The following is an 18,115-nucleotide window of genomic DNA, read 5'->3' as shown; positions in this document are numbered from 1 at the left end:
AATTTATGTTTGTGTTTATTTGTATTACTTTTTGAAATGTATTTTATAGTTTTTCAATTACGTTTTCTAGCATTGCAGTTATTTCATTGGCAACCTCATTCAACTTCTCATTCTCCACTGCCTGCATCGATGCCATTGGGTTTACTGCTGCTACTTCAATGGTGCCTGCTTCAATTTCCTGAACTATGACATTGCAAGGCAACATCGTTCCAATTTTATCTTCTGCTTGCAAAGCTTTGTGAGCATAGGGAGGATTGCAAGCCCCTAGAATCCTATACTTTTTGAAGTTTATATCCAGTTTGTTTTTTAAGGTCTCTTTGACGTCAATTTCTGTGAGTATGCCAAAACCTTCGTCTTTCAATCCTTGTGTCACTTTCTCTATGACCTCTTCGAAGGTTCCATTGATTGTTTTATTAAAATAATAGTTCATCTTTTTTTAATTTTTAGTTGTTTAAAATCTTGCTAATAGTCCACCACCCAATCCATATCGGTTATTGTAGTTAGCTTGGATTGAAAAATTGCGCGAAAGAATGTATGCAACCCCTACCAACCATTGTGTTTCGCTTTCAAATGATTTATTATTCTCTAAATCATTGACCCATCCAAAATCTGCTCTGTATTCGTATTCGCCTTCCAAAAAAATTCTTGGAAAAATCAATAATTCTCTGTCCAAACGTATTCTTGGGCGTAGCTGATGGTCCATACTCACATCTACATTAAATCTATAAGGCGTAAAATACTTTACACCAACCAATCCTACGGTATTAAATGTATCGTAAGAATCTGGTGTTGACGTTTCGGTATTTACTCCTGCATAAACACGTACCCAATCGTTCAGATACCTATTATAACTTATTTCGGCTTCAAGGTTTTGGTCGTAATCGAACTCTGCCCTTAATCCAAATTCGTTACGGATATTGCTCGATGTTAATAAGAGTTCATTAAAGTTTGAACCTATACGAGCCAATCCCCACGAATAATAATGGTCTGTCTCATCAACTAGTTTTTGAACCGGATAATCTGCCATTCTTTTGTCCCTTGGTGTGTCATAACTAAATACGCGTGCCATACCACCCATCATATGATACAGTATGTGACAGTGGAAGAACCAATCGCCATACTCTTCGTTATAAAATTCGATAACAACTTTTTGCATAGGCGGCACATTAACAGTATGTTTCAACGGGGAACGTTCTCCATTTTCGTTAATCACCCTAAAGTAATGCCCGTGAAGGTGCATTGGGTGGTGCATCATTGTCAGGTTATTGAGGGTAATTCTTGTTACCTCGCCACCCTTGATTTTTATTTTATCCGTTTCCGATAAGGGTACACCGTTCATACTCCAGACGTAACGCTGCATATTTCCAGTTAGGTTCAATAAAATGTCATTTACCGGTAAATCTGCTTTATATGTGGTGTTTTCTTTTGCCTTTAAAAAATCATAGTTGAAATAGGTCTTTCGGGTGTTGTAATCAAACGAAGAAGTGTCTTTTTGCATCATTTGGTCATTATGGTTCATATGGTCATCCATATTCATTTTATCATTCATTGCGCCATCCTTCGTAGAACTATTATCGTTCATATTCATTTGCCCATCTTTCATATCCATCTTCATCCCGTACTTCTGCATCAAAACTTCGGGTGTGTTTTTCTTTTTGTTGCCTACCATAGAGGGAGCTCCCATTTTCATATCCATTTTAGCCATTTGCTTCATCATTTCCACTTTATCTGGTCTGTCAATTCTTTCTGCGGGATAAAGTGTTCCTTGTCCTATACGTAAAGAGGTGTCCCCAGAACCATCCTGTGCCGTGGCAGTAATTTCTACTGTACCTTCTGGAATGGTGACAATTACATCATAGGTTTCAGCAATACCAAAAAGGAAGCGACTTTTTGATATAGGTTCCACATCTATACCATCACTTGAAACAACCATTGGGTTACCTCCTCCGAAATCCATCCAATAATAAGTAGATGCCGATGCATTGATAAAACGAAGCCTTACTTTTTCACCTGGTAGAAATTCTGGATAGTCTGCTTGTTTTTTACCATTTGTTAAAAATGCAGGGTAGTAGATATCTGCAATATCTGCGCCTTCCATACGGTCTCGCCAAAATTTGAACTGTGCTCCCAGAGCACCTTCTTTAATTACCCTACTCAACGGTACTGCTGTACCCTTTTTAACTTGATACCACTCGTTACCCCTCTTTAAGTTACGTAGTACATTCATTGGTTTTTCATTGGTCCAATCAGACAATACCACTACCAAATCTTTATCATAATCCAATGTTTTTTCTTTAGGCTGAATGATTATGGAGCCATACACACCCTTTTGCTCTTGTAACATTGTGTGTGAATGATACCAATAGGTTCCAGACTGATTGATTGGAATTCTGTATTGGAATGTCTCCCCTGGTTCAATAGGTGGTGTTGTTAAATATGGAACACCGTCATAGAAATTTGGAAGTATTAATCCGTGCCAATGCACTGATGTTTCCTCATCCATTTTATTAGTCACATTGATTATGGCAAGGTCTCCCTCGGTAAATTCCAAGACTGGACCAGGAATTTGGCCGTTTATGGTCATTGCATTGGCCGTTACGCCTCCAAGGGTCATCTCCTTTTGTTCTAGGGTAAGGTTATACTCTTTGACGGGTCGTCCTTCTTCTTTCCTGTCATCACCATTTGTGCCTACCTGGGCAAAAGTGAATGAGGTAAATAATAATAAGGTGATTGTTTTTAGTGTCTTCATAATTAATTACTTAAGTAGTTTATTATTGCTGACTGGATATAATAACTTTTGACCGATTCAATAAGGTTTATTTGAAACTTCAATTGTAATTCTTGTACGTCTAACACGTCATTAAAATTGATAGTACCTGTCTCATAATTTTTTATCAATATTTCTTCGGCATCATTTGCCTGTTTTAAATTATCGGTTTGTACATTAAATTTAATCCTCGTAGCATTTCTGTTATGTTGGGCTTGTGCCAAAAGCGTTTCAAGTTTGTTCAACCTGTCTTCCTTTTGAGATTTAATTTCCAATTGTCTTAATTCATTTTGCTTTGTGACAGATTTATACTTGTTATTAAATATTGGAATTGAGATAGATACCATCGGCATTACAATGTCTTTTCCGTTGTCAACAAAATTCATATCAGGACGTTCAGAAACTGGCACATAATCCAAACCAAAACCTATATTAGGTGCACTTTCTTTTTGGTTTAACAACTCCGATTGTTCAACCGATTCAAATAGCTTATCATACTTTATGAGTTCTGGGTTTAACTGAAGGTTTTCAGTTAAGATTAAAGCATCCTCATCTGGAATAAACATCTCTTCAACTACGGTTACTGCAATATCCTCATCCCGATTTAAAAGATTGTTGAAAGCTGTTTGTTCTGCCAAATAATCTTGCTCCAATACTTCTTTTTGCTGTACAAGTTCATTTTGCCTTATTTGCAGGCGAAGAACATCTACAGCAGATGCCTTACCAACTTCTACTGAAGTTAACGCCAAACGCTCATAGGTTTCTAAAAGCTCAATGTTCTTATCAAGCACTAATTGTTTTGCTCTGATGGCGTATAGCTCGTAATAAGATTGAGAAACTGCAAGTGCAAGTTTTCGCTTTGCAATCGCAATATCTACATATTGAGTTTCTGCCATTGAACTGGCATAATTTTCCCTTGCGGTAATAGTTCCAAACCAAGGCAGCATTTGTGATACCGAAAAGCGAGCACGTTGTGCACCTGTTCGGGTTTCGGGTTCGCTTACAAAATAACCTACTCCCACAACGGTATTTGGCAACCAATCTGCTTCATTAACTTTTTCTTCAGCTATATTATACCGCAATTCAAAAGCTTGAATCTCTGGATTATTCTTCTCAGCTTCCTGAATGTACGTTGTCAAATCTTGTGCATTCGTTTTGGCTAAAGCAAAAAAAGCAAGTACTATTACAATTACATATCTCATTTTGTAGCTCTTTTTAATTGAAATTCGTGTTTCCAGCTAAATAATACTGGTACAACAAATAGGGTTATAAGCGCAATTAACATTCCTCCAAAGGATGGAATTGCCATCGGAATCATAATATCACTACCTCGACCTGTTGATGTGAGTACAGGTAGTAAAGCAAGAATCGTGGTTGCCGTTGTCATTAAACAAGGTCGAATACGTTTTTCTCCTGCTTCGACTACGGATGCTCTAACCCCAGTTTTATCTGTTGGTTTGTTTTTATCAAATGTTTGAGTGAGATAAGTTGCCATTACCACACCATCATCTGTTGCAATACCAAACAGGGCAATAAAGCCCACCCACACAGCTACACTTAAATTTATAGTGTGCATTTGGAACAGGTCTCGCAGGTTTTCTCCGAAAAAACTAAAATTCAGGAACCAATCCTGTCCATAACCCCAAATCATTAAGAACCCACCTGCAAAGGCTACGGCAATACCAGTAAATACCATTAGCGATGTACTTACCGAACGAAACTGAAAATAAAGAATTAGGAATATGATAATGAGAGCTAATGGTACTACAACACTTAAAGTTTTTTCAGCCCTTAATTGGTTCTCATACGTTCCTGTAAATCGGTAGTTGATTCCTTTTGGCACAATTAACTCGCCGTCATCAATCTTTTGCTGAATTAGGGCTTGGGCATTCTCCACTACATCAACCTCTGCATAACCGTCCAGCTTATCAAAAAGCACATAGCCAACTAAAAAAGTGTCCTCACTTTTAATGACCTGAGGCCCTTGTTCGTATCTTATAGTAGCCAACTCACTTAACGGAACTGGACTTCCTTTTTCTACAGGCACATAAATATCTTTTAAATCGTTTGGATTTGCGCGTAATTCTCTGGGGTAGCGCACACGAATACCATAACGCTCCCTACCTTCTACTGTTTGCGAAAGCACCATACCACCTACAGAAACCTGTATAACTTGCTGTACTTGCTCTATGGTTATGCCATAGCGCGCAAGTCGTTCTCTATCAATATCAATAAGTAAATAAGGTTTCCCCACAATACGGTCGGCAAAGACAGCTTCGTCTTTAACGCCTTCGGCTTGTTTTAAGATATCTTCCAATTGTACCCCAAACGCCTCAATTTCTTTTAAATCCTGTCCTTTCACCTTAATGCCCATAGGTGCTCGCATACCAGTCTGTAGCATCACCAAGCGTGTTTCTATGGGTTGTAGCTTTGGTGCTGAAGTAACACCTGGAAGCTTTGTAACCCTTACGATTTCTTTCCAAATATCGTCTGGCGATTCAATTTCAGGTCGCCAATTTCTAAAGTACTCTCCATCGTCATCTGGAATGAGCTGTGAACTTGTCACAGAGAATGGGTCTGTAATTTTTGAGGCTTTATAGTCATCATCTTCTACTTCAATTTCGCTATTAGGGTTGGTTACTAAACTGCCATCCTTTAAAACAAATAAGCCGTCTTCGTTTACCTTAAAGCGTTGTCTTTTGCGATTTTCATTTAAAATATATTCAGATTTATATTGAATAACATTCTCATACATCGATAACGGTGCAGGGTCTAATGCTGATTCTGTACGCCCAGATTTACCGACTACAGTTTCAATTTCTGGAATGCTCGCAACGGCCATATCGAGTTGCTGTAGGACGCGTTTATTTTCCTCCACACCTGCGTGTGGCATTGAAGTGGGCATTAACAGGAATGAACCCTCATTGAGTGAAGGCATAAACTCTTTACCAGTATTACGCATAATCATCACTCCAAAAATTACAATGGCAGTTGGTATCGAAAGAAATAACAGCTTATTACGCAATGCCCAATTTAAAATTCGAACATAATAATTTCTAAAAAGTGTAAATACACCCAAAAGACCAAAACAGATAAGACCAACGAAGATTAAGTTTATAAGGATACTTCTATCTACTCCCAGTGGTCTCCAATATTCCGCCAATAGGAATATGATAGCAAAAGCCGAAACAAATATATTGATGATGTTGGCGCGTTTTGACGTAATCTTTTCCTTTAGTGAAAGGAAGCCAACAACGCCAAATGCAACTAATATTAATCCAAGCGGATAGCCTAAAATTAAAGATAAAACGCCAAAAACAATCAATGCTCCATTTAGCATATAACTAAAAGAAGTTTTTAAATTTCTCTTTTTAAATAAATAGGCCGCAAATGGTGGAATTAAAAATAGGGCAACAATAAGAGCTGCGGTGAGTGCTGCCGTTTTTGTAAATGCCAATGGCCTAAACAATTTCCCTTCTGCACCAATCATAGTAAATACAGGAATGAAACTAATAATAGTGGTCATTACTGCCGTTAAGATGGCGCCAGAAACTTCGGCAGTCGCATTATAAACTACCGTATTCATAGGTAGCTTTTCTTCATTTTCATCAATATGCCGCAAGACATTTTCCGAAAGGATAACGCCCACATCGACCATAGTTCCAATAGCAATTGCAATACCAGATAAGGCGACAATATTTGCATCTACATTGAACAGTTTCATAGAAATAAAGACCATCAAAACCGCAACAGGCAATAATCCGGAAATCAATACGGAAGCCCTTAAATTGAAGACCATTATGATAATCACAAAAATGGTTATCAATATCTCTAAAGTTAGCGCTTCATCAAGTGTGCCCAAGGTTTCTTGGATTAGTTCTGTTCTGTCATAAAAGGGTACGATGGTTAATTGCGAAGTCCTCCCATCGCTTAATGTTTTTGATGGAAGCCCAGAACTTAACTCGTTTATTTTTTCTTTAACATTGTTGATGACTTCCATAGGATTGGCCCCATAACGAGCCACTACAACACCACCAACAACCTCGGCTCCTTCCTTGTCCAATAAGCCTCTTCTTGTAGCAGGACCGTGTGTTACTTTCGCAATATCCTTTATACGGATGGATGTAAAATCTTTTGAAGTAACTACCGCGTTTTCTAAATCAGATAGTTTCTTAATATAACCCAATCCTCTTATAAGGTATTCAGCTTGGTTGATTTCAAGCGTTTGTGCACCAACATCTTTGTTGCTTTGTTTTACTGCTTTTACAACCTCACTCAAGCCTATGTTGTATTGCCGCATTAATTCGGGATTAACATCCACTTGATATTCCAAAACATATCCGCCGATGGAAGCCACTTCGGAAACACCACTCGCCGAAGACAGTGCGTATTTTACGTAGAAATCCTGAATGCTTCGTAATTCCTGTAAATCCCATCCACCTGTAACATTACCATCTTTATCACGTCCCTCAAGGGTGTACCAATATATTTGCCCTAATCCTGTGGCATCGGGACCTAGAGCTGGATTAACGCCTTCTGGTAGAAGTCCGGCTGGTAATGAGTTTAATTTTTCAAGTATTCGGCTTCTGCTCCAATAAAATTCAATATCTTCTTCGAAAATGATATAAATGCTCGAAAACCCGAACATAGATGAACTACGTATTGTTTTAACCCCTGGAATACCAAGAAGCGATGTGGTTAGAGGATAAGTAATTTGATCCTCAATATCTTGAGGGGAACGACCATCCCATTTAGTAAATACAATTTGTTGGTTTTCGCCAATATCTGGTATGGCATCTACGGCAACAGGGTCTCGAGGAAGTGAGCCTGTATTCCATTCAAACGGGGCGTTTACGACTCCCCAAGCAATAAAAAGTGCAAGTAGTAGAACGGCTACTAGCTTGTTCTCGATTAAAAATTTGATGCTTTTATTCAGCATGTGTATTGATTGTTAAACAGTTAAACATTGAATAAGATTCTGATGCAATCAGAAAATTAAACACAACGAAATGACCCCAGAATGGTTATAACCATTAGGATAATCTTTCCGATAGTTATCGGAAACTGTTTAAAATCAAATTAAATACGTCTCGTGCAGTTTTTGTATATCCCGTATGAGAAAGGGAACCGCATAATCTCTAAATGGTACAATGTGTGAATCAAGAGTCTCAAAGAGATTGATATAAGAATGTACAAAAGAGACAACAAAGACTTGTTGCTCAAAATTTAAGGTGTTAAAAGACATCTTCAGGTCGTCCTGACCTTCAACAACTAATTGCTTATCTGAACAGCAGGAATCATCCTGAACTTCACTTTGACAATCATTTTTGGATAGTTGCTTATCCATTCCGCAAGTTTCAACGTGCCCAAATAAAGAAGAATCCACTAAAGTATCGCCACAGTAATGACTATCAATAGTAAAAGAAACTGTTGACAATAGCACGATAAGTGCCAAACAAACGGATGATATTTTATGAAAAACTTTTTTCATTAATGTTGCAAATTTATAAAAAATTTATCTCAATTTGTTTATTTAACAATTTTTTTTTAAATGTTTATTTTGCACGAAACCGCTTAAATATTATTTGCAAATAAAATTCTTTTGCAGCTTCCTTTATATGATATAAATCATAGTTCTGTTGAACTTTTAGAATTATATTTGTACTGATTAATTTTGTTGTTTTTTTGTAAAAAATTGATAATAAAATAATTGAACAGTTGAATTTTATTTTCCAAAATCCTTTAATGTTAATCAAAATTTATTAATTTTTGTGAAATCTTTTTTTACTAAAATACTGTCCTTCTTTTTAGCAGTTTTTATACTGTTTTCCACCACATCCTTTACGGTAAATATGCACTTTTGCTGTAATAAAATGGTGGATTTGGCTTTTTTTAGTAAAGCAGAATCTTGTATGGAGACTGCACAGAAAAAAGATAATAATTCCAAGCAATGTACTACAATACAAGAGAAAGACTGTTGCGATAATAAGACCATCTTGAAAGAAGGAGATGACACCTTCAAGAAGGCCAATACAATTTCAGAGATTGAAACTTTAGTTTTCTTAAACAACTTCGTCTATTCTTATATCAACCTTTTTGAAGGTTTAGAGAAAAACAAAGTTTCTTTTAAGGCTTATAGGCCACCTTTGCTATCCACAGACCTTGTAATCCTCAACGAGTCCTTTTTAATTTGATTTTCTACTTCGCAGGTTAAAATTAATCTGCATTGCCTCTATAGCCAATATTTCACTTCTGGCTAACATTTGTTGTACCCTATTCTCAACAACGCTACACAATATTAATCCTGTTAGGCTAAACCTATCAGACCATTGAGCTAAACTCAATGACAATACATTATATACTATGAACAAACCAAAAGAATTTTGGATTAAGAATATGGTCTGTAACCGCTGCTTAAAAGTAATTAAACAAGAATTACAAGAACTTGAAGTTACAGTGCTTTCCTTGGAATTAGGAAGGTTGCTGGTAGAAGCACAAAAAAAAACGAACAATGAAATTATCGATACCGTTACAAGTGTACTTCACGCCAATAATTTTGAAATTGTTCAGAATGAAGAAGAAATGCTCACAGAAAGAATCAAGATTATTCTAATAGAACAATTGCAAGAGCTACCGTTACATATTAAGGTAAAAACATCTGAACTATTGGCTTCAAGACTTCATAAAGATTACAAGATATTGAGCAGATTGTTTTCAGCAAATCAACAGACAACCATTGAAAAGTACTTTATCAAATTAAAAATAGAAAAAGTCAAAGAGCTCATTCAGCTTAAACAACATTCCTTTTCAGATATAGGATATTTATTGGACTACAGTAGTGTCAACCACCTGTCTAGACAGTTTAAGGAAGTGGTGGGAATGAGTATGACCGATTACAAAAACACAGGAAATTGGAAACGGAATTTCTATGATGAAATTATATAGATATCAACGAAAGTTATGCAGACAAAAGCTTAAGGCAATGGTTAATTTCATCAAATTAAATTAAACAAAATGAAAAAACTACTTATCACATTAGTATTAATTCCCTTTATAGGAATTGCACAAACCTTTGAAAATTTAGACTACATCTCGCCTTTTAGCAATGGCGTCGCTGCCATTAAAAAAGGGAACGAATGGGGTTTTATTGACCCAGAAGGAAATTTAATCGTTGATTTTCGAAATGATTTGGTGGCAACCAAAACAGACAATGCAAGCTACCCTATATTCAGTAACGGAAAATGCCTGATTGCAAACCAAAAAGATGGCGTGCTCTATTATGGCTATATCGATAAAACTGGAAAAACTGTCATCACTCCACAATTCCTCAATGCCAACAACTTTCAATATGGCAAAGCCTTGGTGTTAAAAGTTGAAAAAGAAACCATTGGCTATAATGACATTTTCAAAAAAGACGTGGTAAACTACCATTATTTTGAGCTTGTTATAGATGAGAATGGTAATACCATTGACCATTTAACGCAATTGGCCATTCACGTCTCGCCAAAAGATAAGAATGATAAAAATCCACCTGCCATCACATCAAAATTGATTTCGGAAAATTTGGTGGCAGTTAAAGGTAATAATAAGAAGTGGCGTATAAAAAAAATCTAATAATATTGAAAATACACATAACATATAAGAAATTCAAAAAGATTATAACCTTTTTAAAATCTGCGAATTAATAGTTGATAATCCATTCCCTCAACTATAAACATTTAGATTGTTGGGAATGGGTTTATAAAAATTAAAATAAATGTTTAACTCAAAAAATAAATTATGAAAACACTACTAATTGTTTTATCGGCAGTTGGGCTTTTAAGCTTAAACAGTTGCAAACAAGAAACAAACACTCAGGCACTAATGGAAAACCCTGAAACTCGCACAGAAGTTTTTAATGCCATTTCCAAAAATCACGACTATATGACCGAATTTATGGAAAGTATGCACGACAACCAACACGCAATGCAAATGATGCAGGGCAACAAAAAAATGATGAGCTCAATGATGCAAGGAGAAGGAATGCAAATGATGATGAAAGACAGTACAATGATGCACTCAATGATGGACGGAATGATGAATGACGGCAAAATGATGGGCACTATGATGAAAATGATGCACGAAAAAGGGATGATGAGCGAAGACTGTATGGAATCCTGCTCAAAGATGATGGGCGAAAAAGGAATGGATATGCAGGGTATGGACAAGATGGACGATATGGATAGTCCAACCAAAGGTGAGCATACCGAGCATCATTAATTTTAACTTTTAAAATAAACAACAATGAAAAATAATCACTGGATATGGATGGTCATCGGTTGTGGATTACCATTACTGTTTATCTTTTTTGCACCATCATTAGGTATAGGAAGCAGTTCGTCTCTATTCATCTTCATCCTCTTTATGTTTGCTTGTCACTTATTTATGCCTCACGGTTCACATCGCCACGGTGGGCACAATCATTCACAGAATAGACAAAGAGAAAACGAACACGGTAAAGATGTTTCAAAAACAGAACCAAAAGATGAACACAAAGGGCATCATCACCATTAAATACTAAATGATGAAACAAAAATTTCAAATAAGCGGAATCAGCTGCGGTGGATGTGTATCAAGAGTAAAAAAGACTTTAGAAGAACATCCCAATATAGAAAAAGCAGAGATCTTTTTGGCACCAAAAGGTGCTGCACTTATCACGATGAATGAAGCACTTTCTGTTGCCGAATTACAAAAGCAACTTGATGGGCTCAATGGTTATACAATTACAGAATTAAATTAACAACAACTTAAAACCAAAAATTATGCATTTTTACGAAGGACATTTTGGAGGTATGCACCTAATATGGTGGATTATATGGATTATTTTATTGGCTTGGATATTCTTTAACCCAGCAGATATCCCTTATCAAAAAACAAAGAAGGACAGCCCACTGGATATTCTTAAAAACCGCTTTGCAAAAGGCGAAATATCCAAGGAAGAATTTGAGGAATCAAAAAAGATATTAAAATCAGACAACTAACTCAAAACTTTAAAATTATGTATCGATTAAACGTAAAAAAACTCGGATTTGCTTTCGGTCTTACGGGGGCACTAATTTACTTAGGCTGTATGATAGTTATGTCAACAGCAGGTCGAGAAGCCACTATCGATTTTTTCAACAGCCTATTGCACGGTTTAGATACCACAAGCATTATCAGGATGGATGTGCCACTATGGGAAGCTGGTTTGGGAATAGTACAGATATTCATTTTAGGATGGCTAATAGGTGCCTGTATTGCGGCTTTTTATAATGCGCAAATAAAAGTCAAAAAATAAGAGAGTAAAATAAAATTTATGCAATATGTCTGGTTCATATGGTCTCTTATAATTCTTGCTCTTTGGGCAATAATCTATTTGTCAAAAAAGGGGTATAGAAAAGAAATGCTCAAAATGAGCCTTATTACGATGCCCTTTGGTTTAACAGAACCATTATTTGTACCAGAATATTGGATGCCACCTTCCTTATTCCATTTAGCGGAAAGAACAGGTTTTGATATTGAGAGCCTTATCTTCTCTTTTGCCATTGGCGGAATAGGGACGGTATTGTATAATCTGATATTCAAAAAAGGCTATATAGATATGCCTCATACCGAACGGAGCCACCAAAGACATAAGCTACATATTTATATACTTTTTGTTCCAGCCATTGTATTCGTCATATTTAGTCTTTTCACCACGCTTAACCACATCTATTGTGGCATCATTGCAATGTTTTTTGGTGGTTTGGCAACATTGTACTGTCGCCCAGATTTAAAAGGAAAGATATGGGTTGGAGGAATCTTGTTTACCATACTGTACTTCATTTATTTCGGAAGCATCCTTCCGTTTTATCCGCAATATGTGGAGCTGTACTGGAATCTGGACAACCTGACCCATATTCTTGTTTTGGGAATCCCAATTGAAGAGTTACTGTTCGCTTTCACCTTTGGTATGTATTGGTCTGGATTATATGAACACTTGTATTGGAGAAAACTTATAAAATCGAAAGAAATGTCAACCAACTAAAACATTCAAATTATGAAAATATTATTGGCCATAGATGGTTCAGATTTCAGTAAAGTAGCCATTCACGAACTTATAAAAATGACCCTATCCTCAAATAGTGAAATTCATATTATAAATGTTTATGAAGTTCCGAAAACAACCGGCCTGGGATTGCATACTATGGGCGGCAGGATAGGAAATTACATAGAAGAAATTAGAAGTAACGCTCAAAAATTGGGAAACAAAATCGTTTCAGAAGCTTTCGATAAAATCAAGGCCGAAAACAAGGCACTTTCCATAACCACAAGTGTTGTTAGTGGCCTGCCCAAAAGTACTATTTATGAAAAAGCAGAAGATTGGGGTGCAGATTTAATCGTAGTAGGCTCTCAGGGTCACGGTGCACTTTCACGCTTAGTATTGGGCTCTGTATCCCAATATTTGACCACAAATGCCAAATGTTCAGTACTCATTGCAAGAGATAGAAATAAAAAATGAAAGAAAAGCAAACACATAGCATTCCGTTGGAATCCACCTGTAAGATAACAGATGAAATCTGTCTTCCAGATACTAAATTACCTCGTGTGGTTATCGTTGGTGGAGGATTTGCAGGTTTGGCATTGGTTGAAAAACTGAAACACAAAGAAGTTCAAGTGGTTTTACTCGATAAAAATAACTTCCATCAATTTCAACCTTTATTATATCAAGTGGCAACGAGTGCGTTGGAACCTGATAGCATAGTATTTCCATTTAGAAAACAATTCAATGGTTACAAAAATGTAGTATTTCGTTTGGTCGAAGTAGAAGAAATTCAGCCCTCATTAAACACATTAATAACTTCTAAAGGAAAAGTTCACTATGACTATCTGGTAATTGCTTCAGGTACAACCACCAATTTTTTTGGGATGGATAAAGTAGCAGAAAACAGCTTGGGAATGAAGGATATCCGAGATTCCCTGAACATTCGCCATATGATGTTGCAAAATTTAGAACAGGCTGCCATTACCTGTGATGATGATGAACGGGATGCCCTAACAAATTTTGTAATTGTAGGTGGTGGTCCTGCCGGTGTAGAGATGGCAGGAGCATTGGCTGAATTCTGTAAATACATTCTACCCAAAGATTATCCAGAGTATCCTGCTTCCATTATGAACATTTATTTAATAGAAGCCATTGATGAGTTGTTAAGTACAATGTCTGATAAAGCATCTTCGAAAACCCTCAAATATTTAGAGGATTTAAATGTAAAGGTATTATTAAATGAAGCTGTAAGCAATTATGATGGAAAGGAAGTCACTACCAAAAGTGATAAGACCATATTGGCTAAAAACCTTATCTGGACGGCTGGCGTAAAAGGACAATTCCCAAATGGTATTGATGGAAAACACGTAGTCAGAGGCAACCGTATTAAAACCAATGCCAATTTAAAAGTAGAAGGCTACGAAAATATTTTTGCCATAGGTGATATCGCAGCACTCATTTCCAAAGAAACCCCAAAAGGACATCCACAAGTAGCACAGACCGCTATTCAACAAGGTAAATACCTGGGCGATTCGATATTAAATATCATAAATAACAAATCCATAAAACCTTTCAAATATAAAGATAAAGGTTCCTTAGCAACCGTAGGTAAACGCAAGGCAGTTGCCGATTTGGGCAAATTTAAATTTGCAGGCTATTTCGCCTGGTTGCTGTGGTCCGTTGTTCACTTGATGTCCATAAGTGGATTTAGAAATAGATTGATGGTTGGTTTTAATTGGGCGGTAAGTTATTTCACTTATGAAAAGAGCAACCGCCTGATTATTAGAAACTTTAAACCGAAATCTTCGATTAAAAACAGGGAAAAATAATTTTGAAATGAAAAACACCACAGATAAAAATAATAAGCTTTCCTTATTAGGTTCCATATCTCTTGGTACAGGCGTAATGATTGGTGCTGGCATATTTGTCCTTATGGGGCAAATAGCAGAGTTGGTGGGTGATCTATTTCCCATTGCATTTATTGCAGGTGCTGTTGTGGTGGGTTTTAGCTCATATTCCTATGTCAAGTTTTCAAATGCTTTTCCATCGTCTGGAGGTGTGGTTAAATTCCTTAACAAATCCTATGGACCTGGAACAACAACAGGGTTTTATTCTTTGCTGATGTACGTATCAATGGTAGTTTCCGAAAGTCTGGTGGCGGGCACTTTTGGAGCATATACGTTGAGACTATTTCCCGAGTCCTATGCAGGTTATGCCTCTACCCTGGGTGTTGGGCTAATTGTTGTTGCTTATATAGTGAACATCCTGGGCAATAAGGTTATTGGTGCCACCGCGACATTTACCGCTATTATAAAGGTAGTGGGAATAGCAATTTTAGCTATTGCCGGCCTTGCAATTTCAGGTTTTGCCGATATTACGGGAAACTATATTCCCAAAAATACTGAGACATTACCACAAGGCTTCGGATTTGTGGCCGCTTTGGCGTTATCTATCCTTGCTTATAAAGGCTTTACCACTATCACGAACCAAGGGGACGATATTAAAAACCCGCATAAAAATCTTGGTAGGTCTATCGTGTTTTCCATACTTATCTGCACACTGATATATGTAGCCTTGGCATTAGCTGTTGCGGGAGGTTTAAGCATTCCTGAAATAATCGAAGCTAAAGATTATGCCCTTGCAGCCGCCGCAAAACCTGTTTTTGGGGAATGGGGTTCCTGGATTACCATTGGCATTGCCATTATTGCCACGGTTTCTGGGGTCATTGCCAGTATCTTTTCCTCTTCACGCTTGTTGGCAATGCTCAGCAATATGAAACAGGTGCCTTCTTTAACCAAACTTGGTAGCTTAAAAAATCCAGCACTCATATTTACCGTTTCCCTTGCCATTTTATTGACAATCCTGTTTGATTTAACAAGAATTGCATCCATTGGGGCTATATTTTACCTCGTTATGGATATCGCAATTCATTGGGGGCTTTTCCGCAATCTTAGAAAAGAAGTGGATTTTAAACCAATTATCCCCGTGATTGCCATTATACTGGATGTTGCAGTACTCTCGGCCTTTATTTATATAAAATATCTGAACGATCCTTTGGTTCTTATTGTCGCGGCAATTGGGATTGTTCTAATACTTGTGGCGGAACGCCTTTTTATGATTTCACATACAGACGATGAAGGTAATATGCCGATGGGAATGAAGAATACAAGTGACAAAAACAATAAAACATAATTAATTAAAAACAATTTATATGAAAAATGTAGCAGTTATAGGTTACGGAGTCATTGGAAAAAGAGTGGCCGATGCCATCAACTTACAAGACGATATGAAGCTTTCAGGTGTTTGCGATATCATCAGCGATTGGCGTATTCAAAATGCAGTAAGAAAGAATTACAACATATACGCAGCAACTCAAGATGCAGCTGATAATATGAAATCTGAAGGGATTTCTGTTAAAGGCAATATGCAGGAACTTTTAAAGAAATCAGACCTTGTTGTGGACTGTACGCCTAAAAAGATTGCTGCTCAAAATGTAGCGATTTATAAAGAACAGAATATAAAGTTTATTTTGCACGGTGGCGAAAAACACGAAACCACAGGGCATTCCTTTAGTGCAGAAAATAATTACAAATCCGCTCTAAACTTGAATGCGACAAGAGTAGTTTCGTGTAATACTACGTCTATTTTAAGAACCTTGACCGCTTTAAAAAGAGCCGATTTATTGGATTATGCCAGAGGTACACTTTTAAGAAGAGCTACAGACCCTTGGGAAAGTCATTTAGGTGGTATTATGAATACGATGGTTCCCGAAAAAGATATCCCAAGCCATCAAGGTCCAGATGCTAAAAGTGTTGACCCAGAATTGGATGTCATCACCGCAGCGGTAAAAGTACCCGAAACATTGAGCCATATGCACTACTGGAATGTGAAATTGAAAAAGCAGGCGACAAAGGAAGAAGTGCTAAATGCTTTCAAAACTTCAAGTCGTATTAAACTAATTCGGTATGACCAAGGCTTGGTTTCTAACAACACCATTAAGGAAATGTTTCTGGATATGGGAAGACCTTGGGGCGATATGTATGAAGTTGCTCTTTGGGAAGATATGCTGAAAGTAGATGGCGACGAACTTTTCTATGCTTATATAGTCGATAATCAAGCTATTGTAATCCCGGAAACAATTGATGCTATTAGGGCATTAACTGGAATTGAAACAGATGGTACAAAATCCATAGCCAAAACAAATGAAAGTTTAGGAATCCATTAAATACTATCAAGATGAAAACAGACAAGAATATAGTAGAACTTTTAGGAGAAAAAGCAGACTTCTATTTAGAACACGTTTGTGAAAAAATAACAAAAGATGAGTTACAAACACCAAGCACAAATAGTATAGACAAGGTGTTTGGCAATAGCAACAGAAATTCACAGGTACTTCGTAGCCTTTCCCAATTATACAATCACGGAAATCTGGCAGGAACTGGTTATTTAAGTATCCTTCCTGTTGACCAAGGTATTGAGCATAGCGCGGCCTTTTCATTCTATAAAAACCCAGATTATTTCGACCCAGAGAACATTATAAAACTCGCCCTTGAGGCCGGTTGTAATGGGGTGGCTTCCACGTTTGGGGTTTTGGGTTTGAATGCCCGAAAATATGCCCATAAAATCCCTTTTATCGTTAAGATTAACCACAATGAACTGCTTACCTACCCGAACAAATATGACCAAACACTCTTTGGTAAGGTAAAAACCGCTTGGGATATGGGAGCAATTGCCGTAGGAGCTACGATTTATTTTGGTTCAGCGGAAAGTAACAGACAACTCAAAGAAATAGCAGAGGCTTTTGAAGAAGCTCATAATCTTGGTATGGCTACCATTTTATGGTGCTATACACGAAATGAAGCTTTTAAAACCGATAAAGAAGATTATCACGCATCGGCCGATGTAACCGGACAAGCCAATCATATTGGAGTAACGATACAGGCAGACATCATCAAACAAAAATTACCTACCAATAATTTTGGTTTCAAAGAGATAGGATTTGGAAAATATGATGATGAAATGTATAAAACCCTTACCACAGACCACCCTATTGACCTTTGCAGGTTGCAAGTAGCCAATTGCTATATGGGTAAAATAGGGCTGATTAATTCAGGTGGTGGTTCCAAAGGCAAATCAGATTTGTCCGAAGCTGTAACAACTGCCGTTATCAATAAAAGGGCTGGTGGTTCTGGGCTGATAATGGGAAGAAAAGCATTTCAAAAACCCTTTAGCGAAGGCGTAAGAGTATTACAATCCGTTCAGGAAGTGTATCTGGATAATAAAATTAATATAGCATAATCAACAGA

Annotated in this window: 19 protein-coding genes; 14 read left to right on the top strand and 5 right to left on the bottom strand. The window is 37.0% G+C overall.

Going from position 1 to position 18,115, the window contains the following annotated elements; all coding sequences use genetic code 11:
* Nucleotides 1–43 precede the first annotated feature (43 nt).
* The 5 genes from AC13CS_RS07995 to AC13CS_RS07975 form a co-directional block, all read right to left on the bottom strand.
* Nucleotides 44–430 carry a DUF302 domain-containing protein gene (locus AC13CS_RS07995; protein WP_127137405.1) on the bottom strand — a complete coding sequence of 129 codons (387 nt, stop codon included), beginning with the start codon at nucleotides 428–430 and terminating at the stop codon, nucleotides 44–46.
* A gap of 21 nt (nucleotides 431–451) precedes the next feature.
* Entirely contained in the window at nucleotides 452–2,749 is a 2,298-nt protein-coding gene (locus tag AC13CS_RS07990) for a multicopper oxidase domain-containing protein (protein ID WP_127137406.1), read from the bottom strand.
* Between the two features lie 2 nt (nucleotides 2,750–2,751).
* Nucleotides 2,752–3,969, bottom strand: coding sequence for a TolC family protein (locus tag AC13CS_RS07985; protein WP_127137407.1), 1,218 nt, complete (start codon nucleotides 3,967–3,969; stop codon nucleotides 2,752–2,754).
* Nucleotides 3,966–7,706, bottom strand: a complete 3,741-nt coding sequence (locus AC13CS_RS07980; RefSeq protein WP_127137408.1) for an efflux RND transporter permease subunit — start codon at nucleotides 7,704–7,706, stop codon at nucleotides 3,966–3,968. Before AC13CS_RS07980 ends, AC13CS_RS07985 begins: the two co-directional genes overlap by 4 nt.
* A gap of 135 nt (nucleotides 7,707–7,841) precedes the next feature.
* Nucleotides 7,842–8,258, bottom strand: coding sequence for an HYC_CC_PP family protein (locus tag AC13CS_RS07975; RefSeq protein WP_008616438.1), 417 nt, complete (start codon nucleotides 8,256–8,258; stop codon nucleotides 7,842–7,844).
* A gap of 280 nt (nucleotides 8,259–8,538) precedes the next feature.
* On the opposite strand from AC13CS_RS07975, the gene AC13CS_RS07970 reads away from it, so the two are divergent.
* From AC13CS_RS07970 to AC13CS_RS07905, 14 genes are all read left to right on the top strand, one after another.
* Nucleotides 8,539–8,961, top strand: a complete 423-nt coding sequence (locus AC13CS_RS07970) for an HYC_CC_PP family protein (protein ID WP_482876231.1) — start codon at nucleotides 8,539–8,541, stop codon at nucleotides 8,959–8,961.
* Between the two features lie 169 nt (nucleotides 8,962–9,130).
* Nucleotides 9,131–9,712, top strand: coding sequence for a helix-turn-helix domain-containing protein (locus tag AC13CS_RS07965; RefSeq protein WP_293164626.1), 582 nt, complete (start codon nucleotides 9,131–9,133; stop codon nucleotides 9,710–9,712).
* A gap of 69 nt (nucleotides 9,713–9,781) precedes the next feature.
* Entirely contained in the window at nucleotides 9,782–10,381 is a 600-nt protein-coding gene (locus AC13CS_RS07960) for a WG repeat-containing protein (protein WP_008991348.1), read from the top strand.
* A 165-nt stretch (nucleotides 10,382–10,546) separates the two neighbouring features.
* Nucleotides 10,547–11,026, top strand: a complete 480-nt coding sequence (locus AC13CS_RS07955; protein ID WP_008616430.1) for a hypothetical protein — start codon at nucleotides 10,547–10,549, stop codon at nucleotides 11,024–11,026.
* 24 nt (nucleotides 11,027–11,050) lie between these two features.
* Complete coding sequence (locus tag AC13CS_RS07950) at nucleotides 11,051–11,320, top strand: hypothetical protein (protein ID WP_008616429.1); 270 nt, start codon at nucleotides 11,051–11,053, stop codon at nucleotides 11,318–11,320.
* Nucleotides 11,321–11,327: 7 nt separating this feature from the next.
* Complete coding sequence (locus AC13CS_RS07945; RefSeq protein WP_008616428.1) at nucleotides 11,328–11,546, top strand: heavy-metal-associated domain-containing protein; 219 nt, start codon at nucleotides 11,328–11,330, stop codon at nucleotides 11,544–11,546.
* Between the two features lie 22 nt (nucleotides 11,547–11,568).
* The gene (locus tag AC13CS_RS07940; RefSeq protein WP_127137409.1) at nucleotides 11,569–11,787 is read left to right on the top strand and encodes an SHOCT domain-containing protein; all 219 of its coding nucleotides are present in this window, start codon (nucleotides 11,569–11,571) and stop codon (nucleotides 11,785–11,787) included.
* Nucleotides 11,788–11,804: 17 nt separating this feature from the next.
* Nucleotides 11,805–12,083 carry a DUF5676 family membrane protein gene (locus AC13CS_RS07935; RefSeq protein ID WP_008616426.1) on the top strand — a complete coding sequence of 93 codons (279 nt, stop codon included), beginning with the start codon at nucleotides 11,805–11,807 and terminating at the stop codon, nucleotides 12,081–12,083.
* Between the two features lie 114 nt (nucleotides 12,084–12,197).
* Nucleotides 12,198–12,812 (top strand): lycopene cyclase domain-containing protein, encoded by a 615-nt coding sequence (locus tag AC13CS_RS07930; protein WP_228122685.1) that lies wholly within the window; start codon nucleotides 12,198–12,200, stop codon nucleotides 12,810–12,812.
* A gap of 12 nt (nucleotides 12,813–12,824) precedes the next feature.
* Nucleotides 12,825–13,286: a universal stress protein gene (locus AC13CS_RS07925; RefSeq protein WP_127137410.1), complete on the top strand. Its 462-nt coding sequence runs from the start codon at nucleotides 12,825–12,827 to the stop codon at nucleotides 13,284–13,286.
* A complete protein-coding gene (locus AC13CS_RS07920; protein ID WP_127137411.1) occupies nucleotides 13,283–14,638 on the top strand; it encodes an NAD(P)/FAD-dependent oxidoreductase in 1,356 nt (451 codons plus the stop codon). Before AC13CS_RS07925 ends, AC13CS_RS07920 begins: the two co-directional genes overlap by 4 nt.
* 7 nt (nucleotides 14,639–14,645) lie before the next feature.
* Complete coding sequence (locus AC13CS_RS07915) at nucleotides 14,646–16,001, top strand: APC family permease (protein WP_127137412.1); 1,356 nt, start codon at nucleotides 14,646–14,648, stop codon at nucleotides 15,999–16,001.
* Between the two features lie 19 nt (nucleotides 16,002–16,020).
* Nucleotides 16,021–17,034: a type II glyceraldehyde-3-phosphate dehydrogenase gene (locus AC13CS_RS07910; protein WP_127137413.1), complete on the top strand. Its 1,014-nt coding sequence runs from the start codon at nucleotides 16,021–16,023 to the stop codon at nucleotides 17,032–17,034.
* An 11-nt stretch (nucleotides 17,035–17,045) separates the two neighbouring features.
* Nucleotides 17,046–18,107: a class I fructose-bisphosphate aldolase gene (locus AC13CS_RS07905; RefSeq protein ID WP_127137414.1), complete on the top strand. Its 1,062-nt coding sequence runs from the start codon at nucleotides 17,046–17,048 to the stop codon at nucleotides 18,105–18,107.
* The last annotated feature ends 8 nt before the right edge of the window (nucleotides 18,108–18,115 follow it).

Source organism: Flagellimonas sp. B-3, assembly GCF_056857835.1.
This window is presented reverse-complemented; position numbering and strand designations above follow the sequence as displayed.

Bases quoted from the DNA above. Each gene is read 5' to 3' on its own strand.
- AC13CS_RS07995 (WP_127137405.1), bottom strand. From the start codon at position 430: ATGAACTATTATTTTAATAAAACAATCAATGGAACCTTCGAAGAGGTC.
- AC13CS_RS07990 (WP_127137406.1), bottom strand. From the start codon at position 2,749: ATGAAGACACTAAAAACAATCACCTTATTATTATTTACCTCATTCACT.
- AC13CS_RS07985 (WP_127137407.1), bottom strand. From the start codon at position 3,969: ATGAGATATGTAATTGTAATAGTACTTGCTTTTTTTGCTTTAGCCAAA.
- AC13CS_RS07980 (WP_127137408.1), bottom strand. From the start codon at position 7,706: ATGCTGAATAAAAGCATCAAATTTTTAATCGAGAACAAGCTAGTAGCC.
- AC13CS_RS07975 (WP_008616438.1), bottom strand. From the start codon at position 8,258: ATGAAAAAAGTTTTTCATAAAATATCATCCGTTTGTTTGGCACTTATC.
- AC13CS_RS07965 (WP_293164626.1), top strand. From the start codon at position 9,131: ATGAACAAACCAAAAGAATTTTGGATTAAGAATATGGTCTGTAACCGC.
- AC13CS_RS07960 (WP_008991348.1), top strand. From the start codon at position 9,782: ATGAAAAAACTACTTATCACATTAGTATTAATTCCCTTTATAGGAATT.
- AC13CS_RS07955 (WP_008616430.1), top strand. From the start codon at position 10,547: ATGAAAACACTACTAATTGTTTTATCGGCAGTTGGGCTTTTAAGCTTA.
- AC13CS_RS07950 (WP_008616429.1), top strand. From the start codon at position 11,051: ATGAAAAATAATCACTGGATATGGATGGTCATCGGTTGTGGATTACCA.
- AC13CS_RS07945 (WP_008616428.1), top strand. From the start codon at position 11,328: ATGATGAAACAAAAATTTCAAATAAGCGGAATCAGCTGCGGTGGATGT.
- AC13CS_RS07940 (WP_127137409.1), top strand. From the start codon at position 11,569: ATGCATTTTTACGAAGGACATTTTGGAGGTATGCACCTAATATGGTGG.
- AC13CS_RS07935 (WP_008616426.1), top strand. From the start codon at position 11,805: ATGTATCGATTAAACGTAAAAAAACTCGGATTTGCTTTCGGTCTTACG.
- AC13CS_RS07930 (WP_228122685.1), top strand. From the start codon at position 12,198: ATGAGCCTTATTACGATGCCCTTTGGTTTAACAGAACCATTATTTGTA.
- AC13CS_RS07925 (WP_127137410.1), top strand. From the start codon at position 12,825: ATGAAAATATTATTGGCCATAGATGGTTCAGATTTCAGTAAAGTAGCC.
- AC13CS_RS07920 (WP_127137411.1), top strand. From the start codon at position 13,283: ATGAAAGAAAAGCAAACACATAGCATTCCGTTGGAATCCACCTGTAAG.
- AC13CS_RS07915 (WP_127137412.1), top strand. From the start codon at position 14,646: ATGAAAAACACCACAGATAAAAATAATAAGCTTTCCTTATTAGGTTCC.
- AC13CS_RS07910 (WP_127137413.1), top strand. From the start codon at position 16,021: ATGAAAAATGTAGCAGTTATAGGTTACGGAGTCATTGGAAAAAGAGTG.
- AC13CS_RS07905 (WP_127137414.1), top strand. From the start codon at position 17,046: ATGAAAACAGACAAGAATATAGTAGAACTTTTAGGAGAAAAAGCAGAC.